Source organism: Fodinibius salsisoli (assembly GCF_026229185.1).
Lineage (GTDB): Bacteria > Bacteroidota > Rhodothermia > Balneolales > Balneolaceae > Fodinibius > Fodinibius salsisoli.
Genome location: NZ_JAGGJA010000021.1, coordinates 25,597 through 47,371, shown reverse-complemented (window position 1 = coordinate 47,371; position 21,775 = coordinate 25,597). Strand labels below are relative to the sequence as shown.

Here is a 21,775-nt window from a genome sequence, read left to right as displayed (position 1 = left end):
ATTTTTTTCCGTTCCTCGAACTCTTCCCGTTCAATTTCTCCGCGGGCAAATCTTTTCTTTAATATTTCCATGGCATTCTCTTCCAGTTCTGTTTTGGGGCGATAGGGGATGACATTGAAAACAACCAATAGGATAATACCAACCACAATGAGCCACCATATCCAATGCATGCCTATAAAGTGATGATCGTAAAACATAATCCTTATTTTTTTAATTAACGGTTGGTAAATACAGTAAGGACTGTATTGAAACTTATAGTAAGATAGGAACGGACGCCTTAAAACAAGCTTAAATTGGGCGGGGATTATTTATTCTTCAGCTTGTGCAGTTATCTGTTGTTCAAGAAGAATCTTATTGAGATCAGACTTTGTAACTATGCCCCAAATCTTGTTGTTGCCAATAACAGGATACATGGATTGATCCTCCATTTGAAGGACATCAACGACATCCGCCAATAATAAATTGGGCTCAAGAGTTTTTACATCATCCTGAATAAGATCAATTATTGGGCGTTCTGATTTACCACCCTGAAGTGCCTGAATAACGGATCTATAAGACACGATTCCTACAAATTGGTCCCCGTTTTTAACAACAAGTTCAGAGGATCGGTTTTCAAGCATGAGAGAAGCGGCCTGTGCTACAGAAGCACTCAGGGAGATACTCTGGTAATTACTGGTCATGATATCTTTTGCTGTTATCACCTTCATAGATTCAGCCATGGAGACCTGTCGGGCTTCAGCCCCAGCGCCAAGAAATACAAAAATCCCAATAAACAGTAGGAATGGATTGTAAAAAAGTCCGAATAGTATAAAGCCTATGGCCAGTAGTTGTCCTATCGAGGCAGCAACTTGGGTGGCTTTGGCACGTTTCATTTTAAAAGCCAGCAAGGCTCGGAGCACGCGACCTCCGTCCATTGGAAATGCTGGTATTAAGTTGAAAACGACTAAGATGATATTAATTACAAGCAAATCAGACAGGAAATTACTCCCCGTTACATGATGGCTAATATCGAGTTGGCTCTGTCCGGTAACCAGTATCAACAAGAATAGTACACCGGCAATAGCCACATTTACTGCAGGACCGGCAGCCGCAACAACTAATTCTTGCTTGGGTCCTCAGGCATTCGCTCAAGTCTTGCTACTCCACCAATGGGTAATAAGTTGATATCCTGTGTATCGATACCATACCTGCGAGCTGCCAAGGCATGTCCAAATTCGTGTAGCGTCACACAAGCAAACAGTAAGGCCAGAAAGAACAGGCCCATTATAATTTCAAAAAGTCCGTGTCCCTGTTGCAGGTGCATCCAGGAGAGCCATATAACCAACAGGATAAAGGTCCAATGAATAAAAACTTTGATGCCTGCTGGTTTACCGAGGTAGAGGGACCACTTCATGATGGTCTGCTTTCCTCTTGGGTATCCTGATCAATGCCAATATTATATATAGCCGCGATCAATGCACCGACCAGCCAACCCAGAATAAAGGTTTGTATGAGGCCAAACAGTGCATCCAATGGCGGTACACTCATGCGAATTATGGGTTCTACATCAAGCCCGTGCAATAGGCTATTAAAGAAGAAGATGGTTCCTTCTCTTCCAACTGAAACCATCAGGATAATACAGCCGATATATAGAACAGCGCCAGTAGTGCCAACGGCCATTCCCAATTTTTTAATGCTTAGCGTTTTCATAGTGACCTCCGTATTTAATGTTGATGATCTTGATGTTTGGATCCTTTTCGGTGGTGCCCAATCATCAGGATGTGGCAGGCAAACATTGCTACGACAAATAGAAAGATGGTTATGTTACTGCTCAGCCCCAGCATTGGGGCGAAAAACAGAAGTAGAAGTGGAACACCACAACCAATAATCATCCAAAGGGTATGCTTGCTCATTTTTATGTGATATGGTTAGTTGTTGGTAAGTGAACTTTTGAGCCTGTTGAACTCTTCTTTCGATATCTCACCGGTTTGAAATCGTCTACGGTGAACTTCGACGGCTGCATTTCTGATTTCAAGCCGGTGCTTGCCACGTAAGGCCAGATACCAGATTAGAAGAAAAACCCCGGCTAATAAAATCCATAGTACCGGGGCCCAATGCGTATTTAGAGCGTTTAGCCAGTCCATGATTAGTTGTGATGTTGTTGGTGGCTGTTGCCGTTCATGCCGTCTTTTTTGTTCATCATTCCTTTTCCGTCCATCATGTCTCCCTGCATCATCTGCATACACATCATATGCATCTTCATCATGGAAGAGTCACCCATCATCTTCATCATTTTAGAGTGGTCCATTTCTCCATCCTGCATCATAGACTGCATCATGTTCATGTGTTTCTGCATGCGCTCCTTCATCTGAGGATTATCCATCATCTTCTGCATATTGCCCATCATCATGGTACTGTCCATCTTCATATCACCCATCATTTTTTGCATCATTTGTTGGCGCATCTGGGGGTTCTGGGTCATATGTTCCATCATCATGGCCCGCATGGTGGAGTCTTGCATCATCTCCATCATTTGCTGCCTTTTTTGTGTCATGTCTCCCTGCTTCTGCTGAGCCATACCCATAGTTGTAAAGAGTAGCATGAAGGATAGAATCATTGTTAAGCGTTTCATAGTAGTCACCTTTTATTTGGATTTAATTCCAGTTTTATTTCTTGTTATAGGTTGCTGATTACCTTTTCTAATCTCTTTCGGACCTCGTCGGCAATAGGCTGAAGCCGGTCATTGGAAACGGCCTGCATCGAAGCCACCGGGTTGACGGCCGAAACTTCTACCGTACCATCTTCATTTTCCTCCACAATGACATTACAGGGGAGCATTACGCCAATTTTGTCTTCCGCCTGCAGCGCCTTGTGGGCAAAGTTTGGATTGCAGGCTCCCAGGATTTGATACTTTTTAAAATCTACATCCAGTTTCTTTTTCAGGGTATCCTTGACGTCGATTTCCGTCAACACGCCAAAGCCTTCTTCTTTCAGTAGGCCAGTTACTTTTTCTATGGTCTGATCATAGGAGAGATCGACTTTCTGTGATGTGAAATATTCCATAGTGTTTTTGGTCTTTTAAGATTCAATAGGTTTTGATGTTCTACTGTAACATACAACAACCTCCCTTAAAGCAACCTTAAAGTGCGCAAGAGTTAATTAAGAACTGTTGCACCCTCTTTACCGTCACGAATTCTTGTTACTCTCTCTATGGGGCAGACAAAGACGATGCCGTCTCCTTTGTGACCCGTTTTTCCATGCTTTTTAATAATATCGATAACTGTAGCTACATCGTCTGATTCCACTGCAATTTCAATCTTTGCCACATGCGTATGCATGGCCGGGAAGTTTAGAGATCCATGCTGATCATTGGGGTCGCTGAAACGACCTGTGCCTTCACCTTCGAAAACAGTCATGCAGCAATGCCCTTCTTTGCGGAGTGCTGTGTAAACATCTTCCAGTAGCATGGGTCGGATGTATGCTTTGACTAATTTCATCATAACCTCGGATTTAGCGTTCTATTTTAAGGAACCGTGCATTAATAGCCACGATTACGGTACTGAGTGACATGAGCACAGCGCCAAGGGCGGGGCTCAGAATAATGCCATAAGTGTATAACACACCTGCAGCCAACGGTATCGCAAAGGCGTTGTATCCCGTAGCCCACCACAAGTTCTGCACCATTTTCTTGTAGGTCGCTTTTGCAAGCGCGATTAATGACGCTACATCTTTGGGATTGCTCTGGGTAAGAATGATATCACCGGTCTCTACTGCAACATCCGAACCAGCCCCGATAGCAATACCCACATCGGCCTGCGCCAGGGCGGGAGCGTCATTCACACCGTCGCCGGTCATGGCCACTTTGAGTCCGCGCTGTTGTACTTCTTTAATTTTAGCTGCTTTTTCTTCGGGCAATACCTCGGCAAAGAAATCATCCAGTCCGAGCTCGTTGGCCACATAGGCGGCTGTTTGCCGGTTGTCGCCGGTGAGCATAATACACTGGATACCCATGTCGTGGAGGCTTTGAATAGCCTCGCGGGAATCTTCCCGGATACTGTCGCCAAGGGCGATCGCCCCCTGAAGTTGATCGTCAATAATGACGAAAACCACGGTTTTCCCCTGCTCAGAAAGCTGCTCATACTGTTCTGTCGGGAGTTCAATATTATTTTCACGCAGATAGCCGGGGCTCACTACTTTGACCTGTTTGCCATCCACGCGACCTTCAATTCCTTTTCCTGTGATAGAGTTGAACTCCTCTACTTTCATCAATCCGTCGGTAGCTTTTACGATGCCGCGGGCAATGGGATGTTCAGAGTTTTGCTCCAGCGAGCCGGCCAGGCTCAAGAGTTGTTCCTTATCTTCGAAGCCATTGAATGTCAGGACATCCGTTACGCCAAACTCACCATGGGTCAGTGTCCCCGTTTTATCGAAGATGATAGCTCCGAGATTACGGGCTTCTTCAAAGGCGGTACGGTTGCGGATCAGGAATCCATTCTGGGCGGCCAGGCTGGTGGAAACGGCTACGACCAGTGGTACGGCCAGTCCCAGCGCATGCGGACAGGCAATCACCATCACTGTAACGGTACGTTCCAGGGCGAATACAAAGCTTTGGGTTGTAAAGAAGGTCCACGCAAAAAAGGTGAGCGCACCGGCACCTAACGCAATGATTGTTAGCCAAAATGCTGCACGGTTAGCCAAGTCCTGTGTTCGAGATTTGCTTTCTTGTGCCTGCCGTACAAGGTCAATGACCTGGGAGAGAAAGGAGTCCTCACCCGTCCGGTTAACTTCAATCGTAAGAGATCCTTCTCCATTGATAGATCCCCCGATGACTTCATCGCCGTGCTTTTTGGATACCGGTTTAGATTCTCCGGTCATTAGCGATTCATTAACCGAACTTTTCCCGTCTACGACCACTCCATCGGCCGGAATCTTTTCTCCGGGTTTGACAAGCACTTTAAATCCTTTTTGCAACTCTTCCAGAGGGACATCCTTTGTGGAACCATCATCTTGGACAACGTGAGCCTCCGAAGGCATGAGTTTGGCCAGCTCTTCTAACGCACGAGAGGCGCTCATCACCGACTTCATCTCGATATAATGGCCGATCAGCATAATATCCACCAAGGTGGCTAGCTCCCAGAAGAAAACCTGTCCTTCTACCGCAAAGACTACGAGAGTGCTATATACGTAAGCGGCCGTAATGGCAACACCGATCAGGGTCATCATTCCGGGCTGGCGATCACTTACCTCGTCGTAGAGGCCCTTCAAAAATGGCCACCCACCATAAAAGAACACGATGCTAGAAAGGATGAATGAGATATAGGTATCACCGGTAAACTGGAGTGTATCTCCTAATCCCAAGAACCCCTGAATCATGTGAGAAAGAATCAGGATAGGAATGGTTAGGGCAATGGATATCCAAAAACGCTTCAGAAAATCCTCGGCCATGTGGGCGTGGTGTTCAGCATGCCCACCGGAGTGCTTGTGTTCTCTATGATTTTCGTGGTTATGTTCATGGTCGTGATGCTGATTGCCACTGTGATTATGATCGTGCTTCATGTCTTGGTGAGAATGTTCCATAATACCATCCTTAAGCTATTTATTGTGGTAACCCATAGATTATGGGCCTTGGTTTTCAGGTATTATAGGAAGAAGAGGCTTAAATTAAGCTTAAAAATCAGTGGTTTTTCCAGATTGATATTTATTTAATAAAAAAAGGCAGCTTTTTTTATTAAATCTGCCTTTTAGATAGTGCGTGGAATTAATCTCTATTTGAATCCTAAAATAGTTTTCGGATTACGCCTCCTATTCTAATCAATATTTTACTCCCGAACTGATCAATTACAATTCGCAGTTCGTTAAGAAACAGATCTAGCAGTCGCTCCTTTTCCTGTGGAGAGAGCTTTTTGCCTTCTTCACTATTGGGGTTGGTGTATTGGGCATACAAGCGAAGGATTCCTTGGGCTTTCTCAAATAACCCGCGAATTTGAACTGAGGCCGACAGGGCAATCACCCCCAAAATTACCACACCAATTTCGGCCAAGTTATTTGGAGCCAGTAGGCCTGATAGCCAATCAGTGCTTAAGAAAACTAAGAGGGTTGTGAAAATGAAGGATAGAAATGTAGTCATCGTTTTTTCTTTGATTTATGGGGTTTGTATTGGAAAATATCTTCGGCGCGGATGTTGAGATCAGAGTAGTCATCATCAAATAAGGAGTTGCCAGGAATCCGGTACTCCTGATTCTTCTGTATTTGCTTAAGCCATTCTCGTCCTAAAAATTTAGCCTGCTGATCTGATAAGCCTTCACCTTTTCCTTGGAGAAGATCATGTACAGGATTGGTCTGCGAGGACCCCGATGAGATCGCGATCATTCCGTATAGGTAGCCAATCATTTCCAGGATGGAAAGAATAAGCAGAAGGGTCGTATCAATTCCAGATGCAGAGAGCCTGCCGGTTGACAAAAGTCCAGAAATGGTAAGGCTAGCGATGCCGCTTTTGACGATTCCCCGGCCTTTTTTAGGGGTTCTGGATTTGAATAGACCAATTAAGGTAGGGACTGCTTTAATAATCGGCGATAGTATCTTTAGCATCAGTAGTGTCTCCTTCGATTGGAGGTTTATGTTGGTGGATTCGACGGGGAATGATTTCAAATTCGATAGATCGAATTCTCTGGTTATGATCGTCGAAAATCTCGTCGGTACGCTGAACATGGGTTTCCAGGCTCTTTTCCAATTTGCTTAGGTTGTCAGCCTGTACTTTTACTTTTTCATTGATGCCAATCATCAGCTCATACCACTTTTTAATCTCGGCCGTCTGATTATTGATGGAATCGTAGATACCGGTCAGAAATAGGCAGATAATCGTGGTAACAATCAGCTCCTTGTATTTTTGGAAAAAGCCATTGGGTTGGGAGTTGCTCATGGCCCGTACCTCCTAATTGCCTCATCCAGCGTAATGGTTTGCCGATTGGTTTTGCAGTAAAAATCGCCACGAGTTAGCGATTGGTAATAGTACTGGCCGTCGATTCGGAGCCAACGGAGCGGGCGCTGAGAATAGCCGTTCCCTGCCCAATCGTCCACGTGCAAACCGATAGCTGGTACTTTGTTACCTTCTTTGTTGGTGTAGCTCCAATCAAAGTACAAGCCTACGCCGTTAAATCCCCAGGTGGTTGCGAGCAGCCAATGCTGGAGCGCGGACGGTTGACTGACCAGCCACTGGTCAAACAGTAGGACATCAAAAGCCAGGCCTTGGCCGTGGGACTTCGGATCTCCTTTGCGCCAAGCCGAGGAAATAAGGGTGGAGATGCCGTGCCACTGGCGCCAAGCTAGAAAAGACCGTAAAAAGCCTATGTCCATGCGACCAATAGTGCCGGGACCTTGGACTTCGAATTCGGAGATCGAAAAATGATTGCCGTAACTGTCGAGGAGGGCCAAGTAATCATTTCTGTTCATATTAGTTTCCTCTCGTGGCTAAGGTGAGAAGGAAAATCAGTGCTACTCCACCAGCAATCTTATAGCTGGTCGGTATTTCGCCGTTAATGTATTTTTTGGCTTCACTGATAAGATCTTTTTGCGTTTCTGGGGCTTTGTCTTCTCCCAGTCCTCCGGTGCAACCGCATCCGGATTGGGAGGTATTACCAGCAAGACCGCTTCCAGCGCATCCACAGGATTGTTCATTTACAAAAGAGGTTTCCATAGTATTTCACCTGAATGTTTTGAGTTTTTAAAAGAGGATTTTCCAAAGAAGCAGGCTGCCTGCAATTCCGCCACCTGCCATTGCCGCATGGGTTTTCTTTACCTGCATGCCGCCAATACTAAAAGTGCCCACTAGGATATCCTTGTGGGAATTAGGCTGCTGCTTGCTGGCAGATTTGTTTGTGGTTTTGGATTTAGTGGTCGGCTGTGACTTTTGAGTAGAGGTTTTCTTAACTGTGTTGATTTTCAGTTTTGGAGGAGCAGGTACCGGATTTTTGTCAATAACCGGCTGAGGGAAAAGAACAGGCTTTGGTTTTGGGATAGGTCGTGGCCGTATTCGTGGTCTAGTTTCCCGGTCTCTATTGCGCGGCATAGGTTCATCCAGTACCGGGCGAAGCATAGTCGGTCGCGTCGGCATTCGTCCCAATCCTTGGGTTTCCGTAGGTTCTTCGTAGATATAACGTGATTCGGTATTCATGGGTGTTGGGTGGTCATATAGTTATAAGTTGCAAAAGCGATAGCGGCCATCGGAAGGACATATATGGATAAGCTGGTTGCTTTGGAGAGGCCGAGCAGCTGGACGATGAGCTGTTTTCGCTCCAGCACATCCTGGCTGTAATCCTTGCCAGTGGTGACCGAATCCGGTGGCAAGCCCGCGTAAATGGCAGTTCGTACTTTATTAGGCCCGGCGTTATAGGCGGCAACGGCCCGGGTGGTATTTCCGTTGAACTGTTGGAGCAGTTTTGCCAAGTACTGGGCTCCATAATCAATATTGGCTTGATGGTCAAAGTGGCTATGGCGGTCGGTAAAGTTGGGATGATGCCGCTTGTCGATCTGCATAATGCCGATGCCGTTGCCATGGTCGCCGGTGCCATCGGGAGCAAGGGCAAGTCCCATTCGGCTTTCCCGGGAAGCTACTGCCAGCAGCAGTGTCAAGGGTACGCCATATCGCCTGGAGGCATCAGCGAAATATCCCATCAGGCCACGAATTCGGGCGTAGGTAAGCTCGGCCGATATCGAAAAAGAGTTGGTCATTACACCACCATCTTAATCTTGTAGTTAACCTTGCGCATTTGACCGGCCATGATGGTAAACTGATCGGCGGGGGCAAGTGCTTTTCGGGCTACGAGTTTGGGGACCCATTCGTCATAGTCATCCCCACGGTTGGCGTAAATACCTACCTCCTTTATGGTGATGTCGGTAGTGCCCCTGTTTTCAAATACGCGAGCTAAGTTGAAGTACGCTTCATTGTTGGCTTCATCAATGGTTACCTGGTCGTCGATGATCATCCCGTGATGGATCAGCTGGCCGTCTCCGCTGCCATGCATGATGCCTCCGATGTTATAGGGCGTCTCTTGGGTAGCATCCGGAGACAGGTCGGTGTCGGTCATGGAGACGAACTTGTTGCTTTGGCCGAGCCGGAGTCCCAGGTGCCACCCCTTATTGATTTCTGACGCCCGGCGCTGCAGAGAGGTCATCGAGGTGCCCCCACCGGCGATACACATCAGATCCCGCCAGTTGGTATTGGTGTTTTCGACCGCTTGTCGCCGGAGGGCGCCCACAAATTCAGCGGTAAACCCGCCGTTGGAACCGTTGAGGTCGGTATCTTGGTTGAAGTTTTCGAGCTCAAACCGGCACTCGTAATCCAAGGTCAGCGTCTTGCCATTGGGCAGGTTGAGGGCTGCCGGTAGCACGTCGCGTGCATAGAGAGTAGCAATGGTGTTGATTTCATGGCGGTTGACATTGATATGCGTCATCAGCCCCATTTCGGTAATGGCCAGGTCACCTCCGGAGCCGTTGGTAAACGGAGCCGATACGGTAAAGACGCTTTTTTGCTGGTCGGTAATCACGCCGGAAACCGACCGCGCGCCCCGAGCCAACAGCGCGTCAATGGGGTTGTGCAGGCCCACATCGGAGATGCTTACCGGGCGGCTGCCTTGCCCGATGGTGGGCAAAATGACGCGAAAAGGTGGGCAGTAGCTTTCGGTGGTCGTAATAGGATGGTAGTGCTTGGCAATAACCTGCGCCTGGTCGGCCACGTAGGTTGCTGGATCAAAATTCGTGGGGGCGTCTTTCAGTCGGATATAATAGTCGCCGTAGGTGCTTTCAACTTCCCAGGTGCCGTTGATCTGTGGGATCGAGCTGCACCCCCAGATGTGTACCCAGACGGGCTCCTCGCCGTTGGGATTCACCCCGTGCATACCGCTGAATATATATTCCAGATAGTACTGGCTGTAGATTTCCAGGGCCCCATCGACAATGTGTAGGGACGTTATTTTGCCGTCCTGCACGTAATCGTCACCGGGGCTAATCAGCCGATCCGTTTTGCCGCCGTGCATCATCCCATGGACGTCGCGCAACAGGTTACCCACGAAGGACTCGCAGTGCATCCGAAACAGGTGCTTCCCGTCGATGCTGACGTTGCAAAACAGGTCCATCCCTGATTTAGGTGTGCCAATAGAGAGAGTTTGATTGATGGTATTCATAGAGTCAGCTAATAATGGTAATGGGGTTGGTGGTGGCATTGCTGCTGGTGGCGCCCGTCAGCTCCGACAGGTTTGCATTTGTTGATAGACCACTGATTATGGGTTGGGAGCTCGCTTCCGGTTGGTGATCCGAGCGGATATCTGTCGCTGGGGTGCAGGCCAGATATCCTTCTTGTTCATCAATAGGTTGCAGCTCTAGGATAACCTGGCTGGTCGGTGAATGGGTCGTCCGCTGGACATCATCGGGGGTAATGACCGAGTAAATGCGTGATTGACCGACTTGGCCCCCTACGGTCTTGGATCGAACCCGGAAGTAGTGCCGGGCGTCCAGGTAGGTGATGGGAAAATAAAGCGTGTGGTAGCGAACCATCTCCGCAGGTTCGCGATGATATTCAGGGGTCGTGGCCAAATTTTCCGGATCCAAGCCCCAATCCATCTGGGACGAGGCTTTTTTACCGGTGGCCCATGAGACCTGGATGGAGCCGTCGACCAGCATGCCGCTGACGACCCGCATTTTAAACCCTTCAGAAAACTCTTTGCCGGTGATTTCACTCATGCTAGGTGGTCCAAAAGATTTCAGTTACGAGGGCTTTTGAGGTCTCTAAAGCCCCGGTGTCTTCATCCCACAAACCCATCATGCCGCCTTTGTACAGCTCCTTGAATTGTCGTTCATCCATGTGCAGGGTTTCGCCGGGCTTCAGCCGAAAGGTGTAGTAGCGCTCATCGATGCGATTTTCGTCCAGGGCGATCATGAATTCTCCATCGCTACTATTCTGGATTATGACGCCCAGCCGCATAGGGTTGCCATTGACTAGTTTTACCGGCTGGGTCCCCTGCTTGAGTACCGGGGAAATAGAGGTCCCGATACGTCCGGCGGGTCCGATCCCTATGGATGGGGCATTCACTCGGAGTTGATCTAGAAGGACATCCATTTTCTGGGTGAGTTCGCAAAGTGACTGAATGAGGCTGTTCCACATCGATTATACCTCCAGCGGGTTGGCATCGGACTTCTGCACCACGTAGGATTCACAGAGGAAACTTACACCAGCCTGTTGCGCTCCTTTGTTAGAAGCGTACACTTGAAAGGGCATATTGGAGCCAATGATAAAAGGGACGTTAGCATAGAACTGGCCGAATTCGTCGTTAATCTGCTCCAAATAAACCTCGTTGCGGATAGTCGTATTATAGACTTTCAGGCTGGCAGTGATATCGCCCGGCCGGTCGCTACTCATTGCCAGGCGTCGGGCTTCTACATCGATGCTTTTGGCTTTCACGCCCATATCAATATTGACCGCGCCCGGGACCAGCGTGGCTTGTCCGTAGAGGAAGCGCGGCTGGGGCATCGGACTGCCAATTTCGGAGTAGATGTTTATCAGCTTGGTAAGGCTGTAATGATCGTAGCCAACGAGCTGGATATTTACGGTCTGAACTGCGTTGTGGGTGTTAGTCAGCTCGAAGACCAAGCTGTTGCTTTTTTGAATAATGAACGGGGCCAGCAGGCCGTCAATGTGGCGGAACAACCGGTGTACTACAGAAAGTTGCAGGTCGCGAAACAGGTACAAATCTTCATTAAGTCGAGCGGAAACAAATACCTTATTCATATCCAAGGCATAGGGCAATATCTTTCGGACGCCAAAACTTTCCCCGCCCATGCCATTCATCATAATATGTCCGCTAGCCCCAGCTTGCAGCTGGACAGCTTTGGCTGGATTAAAGGGCGTAGACTCGGTTGGTGGAATAAAATTCTTAACAATTTTCATTATGGTCAGCTAGGAGTTAGGGCAATAAAAAAGCCGGCAACGACCCGATGGCCGTTGCCGGATAGAGGGGTTATTTTTCGGGCTTCATTTCAGCCACGACAATGCTGGCGCGCAGGTAGAGCAGGCCTTGGCCGGACGTGGTCCAGTTCTCGTCACTTGGGAACACCGAGGAATCCTCGAAATGAACCGAGAGGGACAAGGTCTGATTGACAGCCAGATCGAAGGGATCGGCCAAGCGGTATTCGTCCGCTGAACGAAGGGCAGCGATACGTTTGAAAACCACCGGAGCATCTACGGTATTCGCCGTGCCGGCCACCAACTGCACATCAGTGCCGGAGAAGTTGGAATGCTTGGAGATGGGCACGCGCAGAAACTCTTTGTTGTCATTATCGGCCTGCAAAATGACGCCGGCATCTTTTAGGGAATTAACGATTCCGCGGGCATCGATGCCGTTGGCCTCATCGTCCTCGATGAACTGCTTGGTCACTTCGAAGGAAAGGGCAAGGATGCGTCGCTTGAGTTCCCCCGGGAAGGGATTGCCCACGTAATTGTTCCGGGTAATCTTCCGCGTCGAGTTAGGAGGAAAGAAGTTAACGACAGCGCCGTTTTGGGTGACTTGCTGGGTATCAAAATAGGTTTTGATGCGCGCGCTGGCGGGGACAATAGCTTTTTTAGAAATTTGGTTACTCATAGTTCGTTGTTAGTTAAAAGGGTTTTAGGTTGAGGCCGCTCTGGCCTACTGCTTGTTCCCGCAGGCAGTCCCTTATTCAGCAGGAGCTATGAGAAAAAATGGTAGCCGATTACACCTCCACGGTATCTTCAAATACGGTTTCGATTTGAGAGACATGGCCGGTTTCGATGGGGAGCTGCGCTGGTGGCGTGGGTTGTGGAGCGATATTTTGCTCATCCCACAGGTATTCGCTGCCTTCCATCAGGCCCTGGGAAGGAGTCCAGTCGGGCATGACGAACTTGATCAGTTCCATCACACCTTGCACGCCGAGCCCCATGGCCAGACCGCGAAGGTGTTTGTTTTTGGTGAACATGGTAAAGGCCATGCCAAGGGTGAGCGGGAGGCCAACGCGGGCCGCTTGCTGGACGGTCGCTGAGCTTCCGCCAAGAATAGCGGGTACGGCCAGCCCATTAAGCTGCGCACCAATTGCCTGGCCGCCCACAATATATCCGGCAGTGATAAGCTGCTGCTTAAATTCGCTGACAGCTTTTTCGGTTGTTAGTTGTTTTGCCATAGTTGCAGGTTTTGGGGTTGTTGGGTTTTCAATTACATCCAAGTGTGTTGGATTTTTTGCAAATATTCGTTGGGTCATAGGTCGGTTCGGTAAAGGTTAGTTAAGGATGCCTCGGCCGTCAATATTCAGGTTTGTGATGATGTACACGTCCCCGTAGGAGAAGACGGGACGTTTGCCATCGTCGAAATAGTGGTAGTAGTGATGGTCGTCTCCTTTCTGGTCGCCGGAGTAGATCACCTTGTCGCTGGAGTACATGATCCGTTCGGCGTGACCAATGGAAACCAGCTCGGCGCCGGCCGGTGGAAACAGTTCGTAATCGTAGCCGTCGGCCGGGAAATGGTGGAACTCCTCATACATCTGTTCGGCATCTCCGTTGTCAAAGGCTCCTTTTAGGAGCTTCATGCGCTGGGTCGGGAAGGCAAACAGCGTGGTTCCCTCGGCGTCGATAATCATCGCCAAGTCTTCGCTTTCCGAGACGATGCGCTGCATGAATCCTTTAGTGTCGATAAACTCCAGTTCCCCAACGGTGCCAGCATATACCAGCGGCTGGCCAAAGAGTGTCTTCAAGGGCATAGGGAGAGCTTTTAAGGGTGATTCTTTCTCGGACCGGTTTGGGCGAATGTTTTCGCCCGTTGGGCTATCCCGGTAAATACCCACTTCACGGACGCGGACGGTACCCTTCACGCCGTAGGTGGGGGCAATGCGGTTGAGCTCTTCGTAGAGCTCCGACCGGTCAGAAAATTTGGTTTTGACCAACTCGTTGACCACATCTTGCAATTTGGTTACAGTGTCTTGGTTGGTGGTAAGGTCGGACTGGGCCTGCTCCAACTCTTTTTGCGTTTGCTGGTGGGTACTCTCCAGTTCTCGCAATGTCTTTTTGGATCGTTCCAGCTCCGAGGTAATCTGCTGAATGCGTCCTTCGGCCGATTGCTGCCAGCCTTGTTCCAGGGCTAGGAAGAGTCCGGCCAGTTTTTGTTTTATGATTGGCAGCCAGCGCTCCGTTTTGTACATGCCCAGCTGTTGCTTAATCTGATCGAAAGTTACTTCGGTTCCGTCGGGGCCTGTTTTCTGTTTTTCGGCCTCGATATCTACATCGTAGTGGCTGTAAAAGTCGGACTCATCGGCAATAATATTGCCTTTGTTGCCGGCCAGGCTTCGGCCCCATTGGACCGGCTCGTCCATACTCCAGCCAAATTGCTGATTTAGCTGGTCGCTGGCCATCTGTTTGATCGAGCTCCACTTAATCTTGTTGTAGAAACTTCGGTTTGGAGCATTCGGGTCAGGGATAAGATTAAACAGCACCCGCCCGTTGGCGTTATTTTTTGGGACTTCCAGGGTAAGCTCGTGGCGGAACCGGGGAATGCGTTTGCCGTCTGAAGACAGGTTGTTTTCGATGGTCCCAACCTCCCCGCTGTGATCCAGCCAGTCTACCCGAATAAGTCCTTGATTTAAGGCCTCGGCCCCCGAGGTCGGAAGCTCTGAATCAATCAGGGATTGCTCTCGCTGGATCGCTGATTCCATGCGTTCACTTTTCTTGGCAACATCTTGGCTTGCTTGGGACAGGGAGGACTCCAGCCGCTGGGTTTCGCTAAGCAGGGAATCGATGCGGGCTTTCAGCACCTTGGTTTGTGCTTTGGAGCCAAAAAATTCTTTAACTCGCGGATCAGAGTTGGTGGCGGCCACCATCTGCTCGTATTCCAAGGATTCGCCCTCGGAATCGGCGGAGGTTTCTCGGCCGTCCCCGAAGAAGAGTTCATCAATCCAGCTTTGTTTCTTGCTGACCAGCTCCAGGCGGTACTGATCAAAAGAATCCTTCATCAGATAAAAATGGATGTTCACTTTTCCATGTTGGTTGCCCTGCCGGAGCCCGCGCCCGTTGCGCTGCTGGATCTGCGAGGGCGTATAGGGCACGTCCATGTGATGTAGGTCGGTGGTCCATTTCTGCAGGTTCATGCCTTCAGCAATGGACTGATTGCCGATCAACACGCGGTACTTTCCGATATTAAAATCATCTTGCACCTGCTTTTTGAGGGCTTCCTTGTCATCGGCCGAGGAGACGAAATAGTCGTTGCCCTTCTTATCGGTTCCAATGATGGAGCCATTAATAATGGCAACTTCGTTAGCCGGGATGCCTGCCTTTGTGAGTTCCTCCTTGATCAACTGGTGGTAACTGCCGCCTTTCTGGCCTTCCACAGAGATCCAGTCGCAGAAGATGATCTGGTTACGGAAGGTTGGGAACGCTGGGTTTTCGCGGCCGCCATACAAGACCTCAACAATCATCATCGCCCGGTCAAAGGTTTCTTCCATGGCATCGGAGCCGTCGGAGTGTTTCTCACGCTGTTTTTCGATTTTATTGAGCAAGAACTGTTTGCCAACGGGTACGGCGTGGAGGTCGCCTTCGGTGGCTTCAACTTCACCGGCTACCTCTTCGAAGTGCCCCAGGGATTTGAGCTCTTGAATAAGTTTGTGACGCGACTGGCCCGCGTAGGGGTTCGGGTTTTCTCTGGCCGGCGGTACTTTTGAAAAGAAGTCGCCATAGATGCTTTCCGGTACTCTGCTTGGGGCGGGGTTTTCGCGGAAGGCGTAACTTTCGGCTACGTTGTCCACTAGGGCTCCCAATTTGAGAAACTTGCCATCTACGCCTTCGAAGCTGTGGTCATAGACACGAAGATCCGTAGCTATCTTGCTACCATCGCCGGTAATGACCAGGAAGTTGTCCTTGGTCTGGCATCCGCGCTGGCGCATGCAGTCCAGAATATTATCGGCCCGGAGAATAATGTCGTCAAATAACAATTTGTGAATTTCGCTGGGCTCGATAACCTGCTGTTTGGTTTCGGCTTCGGGGCGCTTGAATTTCGGTTTGAGCGCTTGGGGATTGCCCTGGTTATCGGTTACAATTACGCCAGATTTATCTCTGAGGTAGTCCGGAAATTTCTCGTAGAATCCCACCAGCTGATCATAGCTTTTGATGTCCATGACCTCGTCGATGATAGACCGCATTTCCGGCAGGTTGTAATAGCCGGCCACTACGCGTTCGGTGCGGTATTCACCGTTGGTCTTTTTGACGATCTTTTCTTCCTCACGGACAAACTGGTTGATGAAGTTGTCGAGATTGGCAATCTGGTATTTGTCCAGCAGATCTGGGGCGCAGAGGTTGAGCATATGCCAGACCTCCACCGGAGAGTTGACGACCGGCGTGGCCGTTAGGACAAACACGTTCTTATATCCTATCTTGGAAAACAGCCATTTGGTTTTCTGGAGCGCATCTTCAGCTCGCTGGGAAGGCTTATTCGCGGCAATGCCCAGCTTGGCGGCTTTGGCGCTGCCCAACGCATTTTTGTAGAAGTGGGCTTCGTCAAAGAACAGGGCATCCACGCCGAGCTCATCAAAAAAGATATCGGTATCCAGGCGCTTGGCACTGGCTACGTTGCGGAGCTTGGCCTCCCACTCTTCTTTCATCTTCTCCAAGCGCGTGACCATCGACTTTTTAGCCGTGGAGCTTAGCGCGTCGTCCTCTTCGATAAGCTCGTCAAAATTGTCAATCATCTGATCGAAGTATTCCACGCGCTCCGAATACATTTGCTGCTGGACGGCCGGTGACAGTGGCAGACTCTTGAAGGCATGGTCGGCGATAAAGATCGCGTCCCAGTTGTAGAGTTGGGCCATGGTGAGTTCTTTGTGGCGCTCGGGGCCGGCCATTTTCATGTTGAGGATCTTGGCCTCCGGGAACAGCATCGCGTATTCCTCGACCCACTTTTCCTGCACTTTGCCGGGTACCACAAACATGGGCTTGTGGCAGGCGCCCTGCTGCAGAAGGACTTGCGAAGTGATAATCGAAGAGAGCGTTTTTCCGGCGCCGACGTCGTGGCAGTTGGCGCCGCGCCCGTTCCATACTAGTTTTTCGGCCACCGCGCGGTTGTGTTTATACACCGCAAAATCTTTGACTCCATAGAAGGTATCCGACATGCCGCGCACGCGGAGGGTACTCCCATCGAATTGCGGGTTGATATGAGCGTTATACTCGTGGTTATAGGCTCCCTCGATGAGTTCGCGAATTTCCGTGGAGGCCTTGGTGCGTACCCACTGGTTGAACTTTTGGGGCACGCGCGTCAACATCTGATCGTTATGAGTGCGCTGTTTAGCGCGCGCTCGTTCAATGAGCGCCTGCTGGCCGGTTTGCTCGGCTCGTTTCAGCGTCATATTTGGCAGGACGTTGTCGTTCTCATCATAGAAGACCAGCGGGAAACTGGAATCCTGGATATAGTTGTTAATAATTTTGCTAAATGGCGTCTCGCCCCACCCCTGGTTCCAATCGTCGGCAGTTTCTTCGCCATTTTTTATATACCGTCCGCCTTTGCGGAGTTTCATATAGAAGCGGTTGCCCAGCTCGGCTTTATCTTTGACCAGGCCAATATGGACATCCCGATAGCCCAGCTCATCTTTTATCCATTCTACTAGCACTTTGGCCGGCAAGTAGGTGAAAATGTGTCGCGGATCCACGGTGATCGAATAGGCATCAATCCATTCAGGCAGGACCGCCTTCAAGGCCTGGATGTTTTTTTCCAGCTGGTTGTCTTCGGCCAGCTCCAGCTTCCGGCGGACGTTACCGGCCAAGTATTGATACCGAAACTCGTAAGTATTGGACGCGGGATTATAGAAGAAATCCGGGTGCTCTTGGATGGCTCCAGTGAGCTCGGCCCGACTGGCGGTCCCGCCCTTATAGGTGGACCCGTAGAAATCTAGCGTCAGTTCTTCACCAATGGAGCGGCCATACATGGCAATTTCGGCCAGATCATCGGAGTCGGATACCGCCGGTACGTAGTTGCGGTTAAATAGGGAATCGGCGTCGATAATATCGGCATAGACCAGGTCTCTACTGATGGGATCCCGTTTCACAAAAGTTGTGAGTTTATACAGGCGGTTATCGAAGCGGAATATCTCGCGGATATCCTCGTCTTCGTCTGGAATACCGTAGCTATTGATGTGGCTTTCGAGCAGCTTCTTAAACTCTCCGCGAAGCGGCTCTTTTTGCTGGCTGTCTTGAGCCAGCGCCGTGACGAAATCATCGTATTTGTCCAGCATTTGGCAAGCCGAGCTTATCTTGGCGCGAAGGCCGTCACCCGCATTGTCCTTGCTGCCTACAGCAATAGGTTTAAAATAGTGGCGCTGTTTTTCGTAGAATTTCTCATCATGGTAGACAATATTCCCGGCGTGATAATCGCGGGTCGTCTCCAGCCGCACGCCCTCATCGGGGATCCGGTAGAACGGCAAGGTCCTCGGAAGCGGGTACGGGAAGCGAAGATCATCTCCGAGAACCTGGCCGGCCAGAGCCTCATCAACCTGACCTTTGACGCCCATGCGAGTCAGAAACTGCATGTCGTGGCCTTGGATGTGCTCGCCTAATACCTGCTCGGGATATTTCTGGTAATATGGATTATAATAGGCCCCGTAAGATTCTCCTTTGTGTTCAGTGATACTGACAGCCAGCTCTTGGTAAGCAAACAGCTGGTTTAATTCGCTGCTTACGTCCGGGTGGGTTTCCCCGTCCACATCCGGGTACTTCTGAAACAAAATAAGGTCCGTGGTAACCAGTGTATCGGCATTGTCTTTAAAAACAGTCGAGGGGAGCCGGTAAGCACCCACAAACCGGGCGCGTTGAACCATAGCCTGTCGAATGGCTGGATCCTTCTTGTCCATGGTACCGACTGAGGTGATCACCGCCAGGAAGCCGCCGGGTTGCAGAGCGTCCAGGGACTTCAGGATAAAGTAGTCGTGGATCCTTGGATTGAGGGGAGCCAATGGGTCTCGCTGGGTGTGAATTTTAATATCCCCAAAAGGAACATTACCGACCACGCCGGTCAGGTTATAGGGCGATAGGTCAGTCTGAGCAAAGTTTTCGTGTTTAACTAACTGGTTAGGGTATAGAAGCCCCGCGATGCGTGAGCTTACCGCCGACCGCTCGACCATCAGCATGCGAAAGGCTCCGCTGGTTGGCATGAAGCCTGCAAAGTTACCTACCCCTGCCCCGGGTTCTAAGATGTTACCACCGTCCACGCCCATGGCTCCGAGTTTATCCCAGATCAGGCTGGCCAGTTGGTAGGAGGTGTAGTGCTCGTTAAGTAGGCCGCGTTCGGTTCCTGTGGCATCCTCCCCATACCCGAGCCCGCCAGCACCGGTGTATTGTCGGAGTAGGTCCAGATCCGATTCGGTAATCGAACGATCTTCTTTTTCCAAGACGGCCAGGGCCGCCTCGTTGGCTTTTCGTCGCTCGGACTTCGAGAGTTTAATTGGGGCAAAATTTTTCAGTTGGAGGCCGGAAAAATGGCTTCCAAATCCCGCTTCTCCCGGCCGATCTTCGGAGGGTTGGTATGATGGATCGTCTTCTTTTTTTGGAGTTTCGGTTTTCTTTTGGGCGGCAGAAAATACTTCTTCAAAATCAACGCCAATAATATTTCCGTGCTGGCGAAACAGTTCCAAGGCCTGCTCTCGGTGCTCTGTGGGAAATTTATCGAGGGAAAAAGCCAGGGCTAGTTTCTTTACGGCCAGAGTGAATGAATTTTGGAGCTGTTGTAGGTCACTCGAAGGATTTTCGCGGGTTGTCAACTGCCCCGTCAATTTTTCTGGGTCATCAAGAAGAGCATCAATTTGATTGGCAGCAACTTCATCCCCTTGGTCCGCTTGCCAGGCCAAGTCAGTGAGCTGGTGCATTCGATTAGTGTTAAGTTGTCCGTTCTTGTATGGCGTGTGAGCGGCACTGGCTATTTGTGCCATCCGCCGGGTTTTTACCTGAATCTCGACCGGAATATCTTCGGTCTCCCCCGCCATCACGATAAAGTGATGCGCCCGGTAGCCACCGACGGGCTCGGCATATTTATCTTCATGTTCGAAAACTTTACCAACCGTACCTAAGCTAATCTGTTTGACTATCTGATCCAGTTCGGCTTGACCAGATAGCACGATCATACAGCCGGCCATATCGGTCAGGCCTTGGGTGTAGAGCTCGTTTGTATCAGCCTGTTTTATATCGCCTTTAATGCGTTTGCGACGCAGTTTGTTGATGACCGAGTAGGGCGATTTGACGCGCCCCTTCACGGTAGCTTTGGGTTGCAGGGCTTTAAGTTTTGCGATTACCTCGTCTAAGGCCTGCTGATAGTCGCCTCGCAGGTCGATCAGCTGCTTGATTTCTTCGGTGAGCTGGGTCTCTTCGACGGTTTCGGTGTCGCCAGCCAACTGTGGATTGGGATCATCGGCGTTGGGGATCCCGTCCCCATCAAAGTCCCCAAAAATGCCGGGATAGTCCTCAGTTGTAATGTCTTCAAAAGGGGTCACAGTGGGATTGTCTCGCATACGATTATTAGCCTAATACGTTGGTTAGGAAGGCGTCCAGTTTGGCCTGGCTTGCTTTGGCCGCTTCAATGTCTACCTGCTGCTGGGGTTTTTCCTCAGATGATTTATCCTTCGTCCTTGGCTTTTCTTTTGACGGAGTTTTTACTTGTTGCTTGGTTGAAATGGGTTTGGGTTTAGAAGCTGCTTTCTTCTTGGTCTTCGGGGCAGGTGAGTCGGTCGCAGTAGATTTTTCCTTTTTACCCAGCGCACGTTCCTGCCGTTTATACTCTTTGGCGCCCAATACCACTTTGGCGTGATCTTGTTTGAAGATGCGCACTTCCAGATCGCCATATTTGCTGACCAGCTTTTCCCAACACGCTTTTAAACCGCCCGCTTTGCCTTCCGTGCAGGCCTGGTATTCGAGGTGGCCGTCCAGAAGCAGATCCATGATATACCGCTTCTTGGGATAGTCGGCCGTGTACCGAATCGACAGGTGGGCGTTTTCAGATTCCCCGGAATGCTTGGGCGCGTAGCACGGCATCTTGCTGCCAAACATGGAGTTGATCCGCTTCCAGGAGCGAATTTTGTGGAGGGTGTCGATTTCTTTTAGGGTAATCTTAAAAGGGGTATCCACCGGATTCTCGCGTGATTTGGGGTCGTTTTCTTTGGTCACTGGGGTAGCCGGTTTAACTTCACGGTCTTTCGCTGAAAAGGGCACGGCAATAGCAGTGAGTTCGCGGTAGCGGTTTTTCTCGGTTTCCGCCCCGCCTTCTTTGGTGACTTTGATCTCAATATCACATTCGTGGGCAATGCTGGTGTTGCCTTTGTACTGCCCGTCTTTGGTCGCGTGGGAGACCATGACGAACATGATCCCGTTCTCGCGGCACCATTGGGCCAGCTCGACCGTTTCCTTCGCGTTGGCATCAATCACCGAAATGGAATCCAGGATGCAGGCGAACGACCGGTTCTTGAGCAATATTTCTTTGAGGGCCTGAATGGATTTCCACTTGGTAAAATTCAGGTTCCGGTGGGTGGCACCGAGTCGTTTGACGCGGTCGACCAGTGTTTTGCCAAAATGCTCTTCGGCGGGGATGTATTCGATACGACCATGCTCGGCCAGGGCGTCAGCGAGTCCCAGGCTCATCGTGGATTTGCCGGCCCCTTTTTCGCCCCAGATAAAAATGACGGCATTCTTCTCGGGTTCGCCAAGGAGCCGCCCGTAAGGTTGGGCTATTTTGATGCCTTTGATGTTGAGTTTTGCAAGCTGCTGGGCAGTCATCGATTCCAT

Annotated in this window: 26 protein-coding genes; 1 reads left to right on the top strand and 25 read right to left on the bottom strand. The window is 50.0% G+C overall.

All coding sequences use genetic code 11. The features are described 5' to 3' along the window. The 18 genes from J6I44_RS19505 to J6I44_RS19420 all read right to left on the bottom strand — a co-directional run. Positions 1–197 (bottom strand): SHOCT domain-containing protein (locus J6I44_RS19505; protein WP_265765251.1); only part of this gene is annotated, 197 nt, incomplete at its 3' end. A 111-nt stretch (positions 198–308) separates the two neighbouring features. Then, positions 309–1,067 carry a CBS domain-containing protein gene (locus J6I44_RS19500; RefSeq protein ID WP_265767938.1) on the bottom strand — a complete coding sequence of 253 codons (759 nt, stop codon included), beginning with the start codon at positions 1,065–1,067 and terminating at the stop codon, positions 309–311. 29 nt (positions 1,068–1,096) lie between these two features. Beyond that, positions 1,097–1,393, bottom strand: a complete 297-nt coding sequence (locus J6I44_RS19495; protein ID WP_265767937.1) for a site-2 protease family protein — start codon at positions 1,391–1,393, stop codon at positions 1,097–1,099. Further along, on the bottom strand, positions 1,390–1,689 hold the full coding sequence (locus tag J6I44_RS19490; RefSeq protein WP_265767936.1) for a DUF5676 family membrane protein: 300 nt from the start codon (positions 1,687–1,689) through the stop codon (positions 1,390–1,392). Before J6I44_RS19490 ends, J6I44_RS19495 begins: the two co-directional genes overlap by 4 nt. 14 nt (positions 1,690–1,703) lie before the next feature. Next, on the bottom strand, positions 1,704–1,892 hold the full coding sequence (locus tag J6I44_RS19485) for a hypothetical protein (protein WP_265767935.1): 189 nt from the start codon (positions 1,890–1,892) through the stop codon (positions 1,704–1,706). A 15-nt stretch (positions 1,893–1,907) separates the two neighbouring features. Further along, a complete protein-coding gene (locus J6I44_RS19480) occupies positions 1,908–2,123 on the bottom strand; it encodes an SHOCT domain-containing protein (RefSeq protein WP_265767934.1) in 216 nt (71 codons plus the stop codon). Positions 2,124–2,125: 2 nt separating this feature from the next. After that, the gene (locus tag J6I44_RS19475) at positions 2,126–2,611 is read right to left on the bottom strand and encodes a hypothetical protein (RefSeq protein WP_265767933.1); all 486 of its coding nucleotides are present in this window, start codon (positions 2,609–2,611) and stop codon (positions 2,126–2,128) included. A 44-nt stretch (positions 2,612–2,655) separates the two neighbouring features. Then, positions 2,656–3,042 carry a DUF302 domain-containing protein gene (locus J6I44_RS19470; protein ID WP_265767932.1) on the bottom strand — a complete coding sequence of 129 codons (387 nt, stop codon included), beginning with the start codon at positions 3,040–3,042 and terminating at the stop codon, positions 2,656–2,658. Positions 3,043–3,134: 92 nt separating this feature from the next. Beyond that, a complete protein-coding gene (locus tag J6I44_RS19465; protein ID WP_265767931.1) occupies positions 3,135–3,479 on the bottom strand; it encodes a P-II family nitrogen regulator in 345 nt (114 codons plus the stop codon). Between the two features lie 10 nt (positions 3,480–3,489). Further along, positions 3,490–5,556 (bottom strand): heavy metal translocating P-type ATPase, encoded by a 2,067-nt coding sequence (locus J6I44_RS19460; protein WP_265767930.1) that lies wholly within the window; start codon positions 5,554–5,556, stop codon positions 3,490–3,492. A gap of 199 nt (positions 5,557–5,755) precedes the next feature. Then, on the bottom strand, positions 5,756–6,106 hold the full coding sequence (locus tag J6I44_RS19455; protein WP_265767929.1) for a hypothetical protein: 351 nt from the start codon (positions 6,104–6,106) through the stop codon (positions 5,756–5,758). Next, positions 6,103–6,567, bottom strand: a complete 465-nt coding sequence (locus J6I44_RS19450; RefSeq protein WP_265767928.1) for a hypothetical protein — start codon at positions 6,565–6,567, stop codon at positions 6,103–6,105. Before J6I44_RS19450 ends, J6I44_RS19455 begins: the two co-directional genes overlap by 4 nt. After that, positions 6,539–6,898, bottom strand: a complete 360-nt coding sequence (locus J6I44_RS19445) for a hypothetical protein (RefSeq protein WP_265767927.1) — start codon at positions 6,896–6,898, stop codon at positions 6,539–6,541. The genes J6I44_RS19450 and J6I44_RS19445 overlap by 29 nt, the downstream gene beginning before the upstream one ends. Next, entirely contained in the window at positions 6,895–7,428 is a 534-nt protein-coding gene (locus J6I44_RS19440; protein ID WP_265767926.1) for a hypothetical protein, read from the bottom strand. Before J6I44_RS19440 ends, J6I44_RS19445 begins: the two co-directional genes overlap by 4 nt. Before the next feature lies 1 nt (position 7,429). Further along, on the bottom strand, positions 7,430–7,672 hold the full coding sequence (locus J6I44_RS19435) for a hypothetical protein (RefSeq protein ID WP_265767925.1): 243 nt from the start codon (positions 7,670–7,672) through the stop codon (positions 7,430–7,432). A 27-nt stretch (positions 7,673–7,699) separates the two neighbouring features. After that, complete coding sequence (locus J6I44_RS19430; protein ID WP_265767923.1) at positions 7,700–8,149, bottom strand: hypothetical protein; 450 nt, start codon at positions 8,147–8,149, stop codon at positions 7,700–7,702. Next, a complete protein-coding gene (locus tag J6I44_RS20705; protein ID WP_286670591.1) occupies positions 8,146–8,706 on the bottom strand; it encodes a transglycosylase SLT domain-containing protein in 561 nt (186 codons plus the stop codon). Before J6I44_RS20705 ends, J6I44_RS19430 begins: the two co-directional genes overlap by 4 nt. After that, on the bottom strand, positions 8,706–9,428 hold the full coding sequence (locus J6I44_RS19420) for a hypothetical protein (RefSeq protein WP_265767921.1): 723 nt from the start codon (positions 9,426–9,428) through the stop codon (positions 8,706–8,708). Before J6I44_RS19420 ends, J6I44_RS20705 begins: the two co-directional genes overlap by 1 nt. On the opposite strand from J6I44_RS19420, the gene J6I44_RS19415 reads away from it, so the two are divergent. Beyond that, on the top strand, positions 9,402–9,938 hold the full coding sequence (locus J6I44_RS19415) for a hypothetical protein (protein WP_265767919.1): 537 nt from the start codon (positions 9,402–9,404) through the stop codon (positions 9,936–9,938). The two genes, J6I44_RS19420 and J6I44_RS19415, sit on opposite strands and share 27 nt — an antisense overlap. A gap of 223 nt (positions 9,939–10,161) precedes the next feature. Here the strand turns inward: J6I44_RS19415 and J6I44_RS19410 are convergent, their stop codons facing one another. The 7 genes from J6I44_RS19410 to J6I44_RS19380 form a co-directional block, all read right to left on the bottom strand. Then, on the bottom strand, positions 10,162–10,671 hold the full coding sequence (locus tag J6I44_RS19410) for a hypothetical protein (protein WP_265767917.1): 510 nt from the start codon (positions 10,669–10,671) through the stop codon (positions 10,162–10,164). Between the two features lie 43 nt (positions 10,672–10,714). Beyond that, positions 10,715–11,089, bottom strand: a complete 375-nt coding sequence (locus tag J6I44_RS19405) for a hypothetical protein (RefSeq protein WP_265767915.1) — start codon at positions 11,087–11,089, stop codon at positions 10,715–10,717. 48 nt (positions 11,090–11,137) lie between these two features. Beyond that, positions 11,138–11,917 carry a hypothetical protein gene (locus J6I44_RS19400; protein ID WP_265767912.1) on the bottom strand — a complete coding sequence of 260 codons (780 nt, stop codon included), beginning with the start codon at positions 11,915–11,917 and terminating at the stop codon, positions 11,138–11,140. Between the two features lie 70 nt (positions 11,918–11,987). Beyond that, complete coding sequence (locus tag J6I44_RS19395; protein WP_265767910.1) at positions 11,988–12,608, bottom strand: hypothetical protein; 621 nt, start codon at positions 12,606–12,608, stop codon at positions 11,988–11,990. A 109-nt stretch (positions 12,609–12,717) separates the two neighbouring features. Continuing rightward, positions 12,718–13,239 (bottom strand): hypothetical protein, encoded by a 522-nt coding sequence (locus J6I44_RS19390; RefSeq protein WP_265767908.1) that lies wholly within the window; start codon positions 13,237–13,239, stop codon positions 12,718–12,720. Between the two features lie 18 nt (positions 13,240–13,257). Beyond that, positions 13,258–20,508, bottom strand: coding sequence for a helicase-like domain-containing protein (locus J6I44_RS19385; RefSeq protein WP_265767906.1), 7,251 nt, complete (start codon positions 20,506–20,508; stop codon positions 13,258–13,260). A 7-nt stretch (positions 20,509–20,515) separates the two neighbouring features. Beyond that, complete coding sequence (locus J6I44_RS19380) at positions 20,516–21,775, bottom strand: P-loop NTPase family protein (protein WP_265767904.1); 1,260 nt, start codon at positions 21,773–21,775, stop codon at positions 20,516–20,518.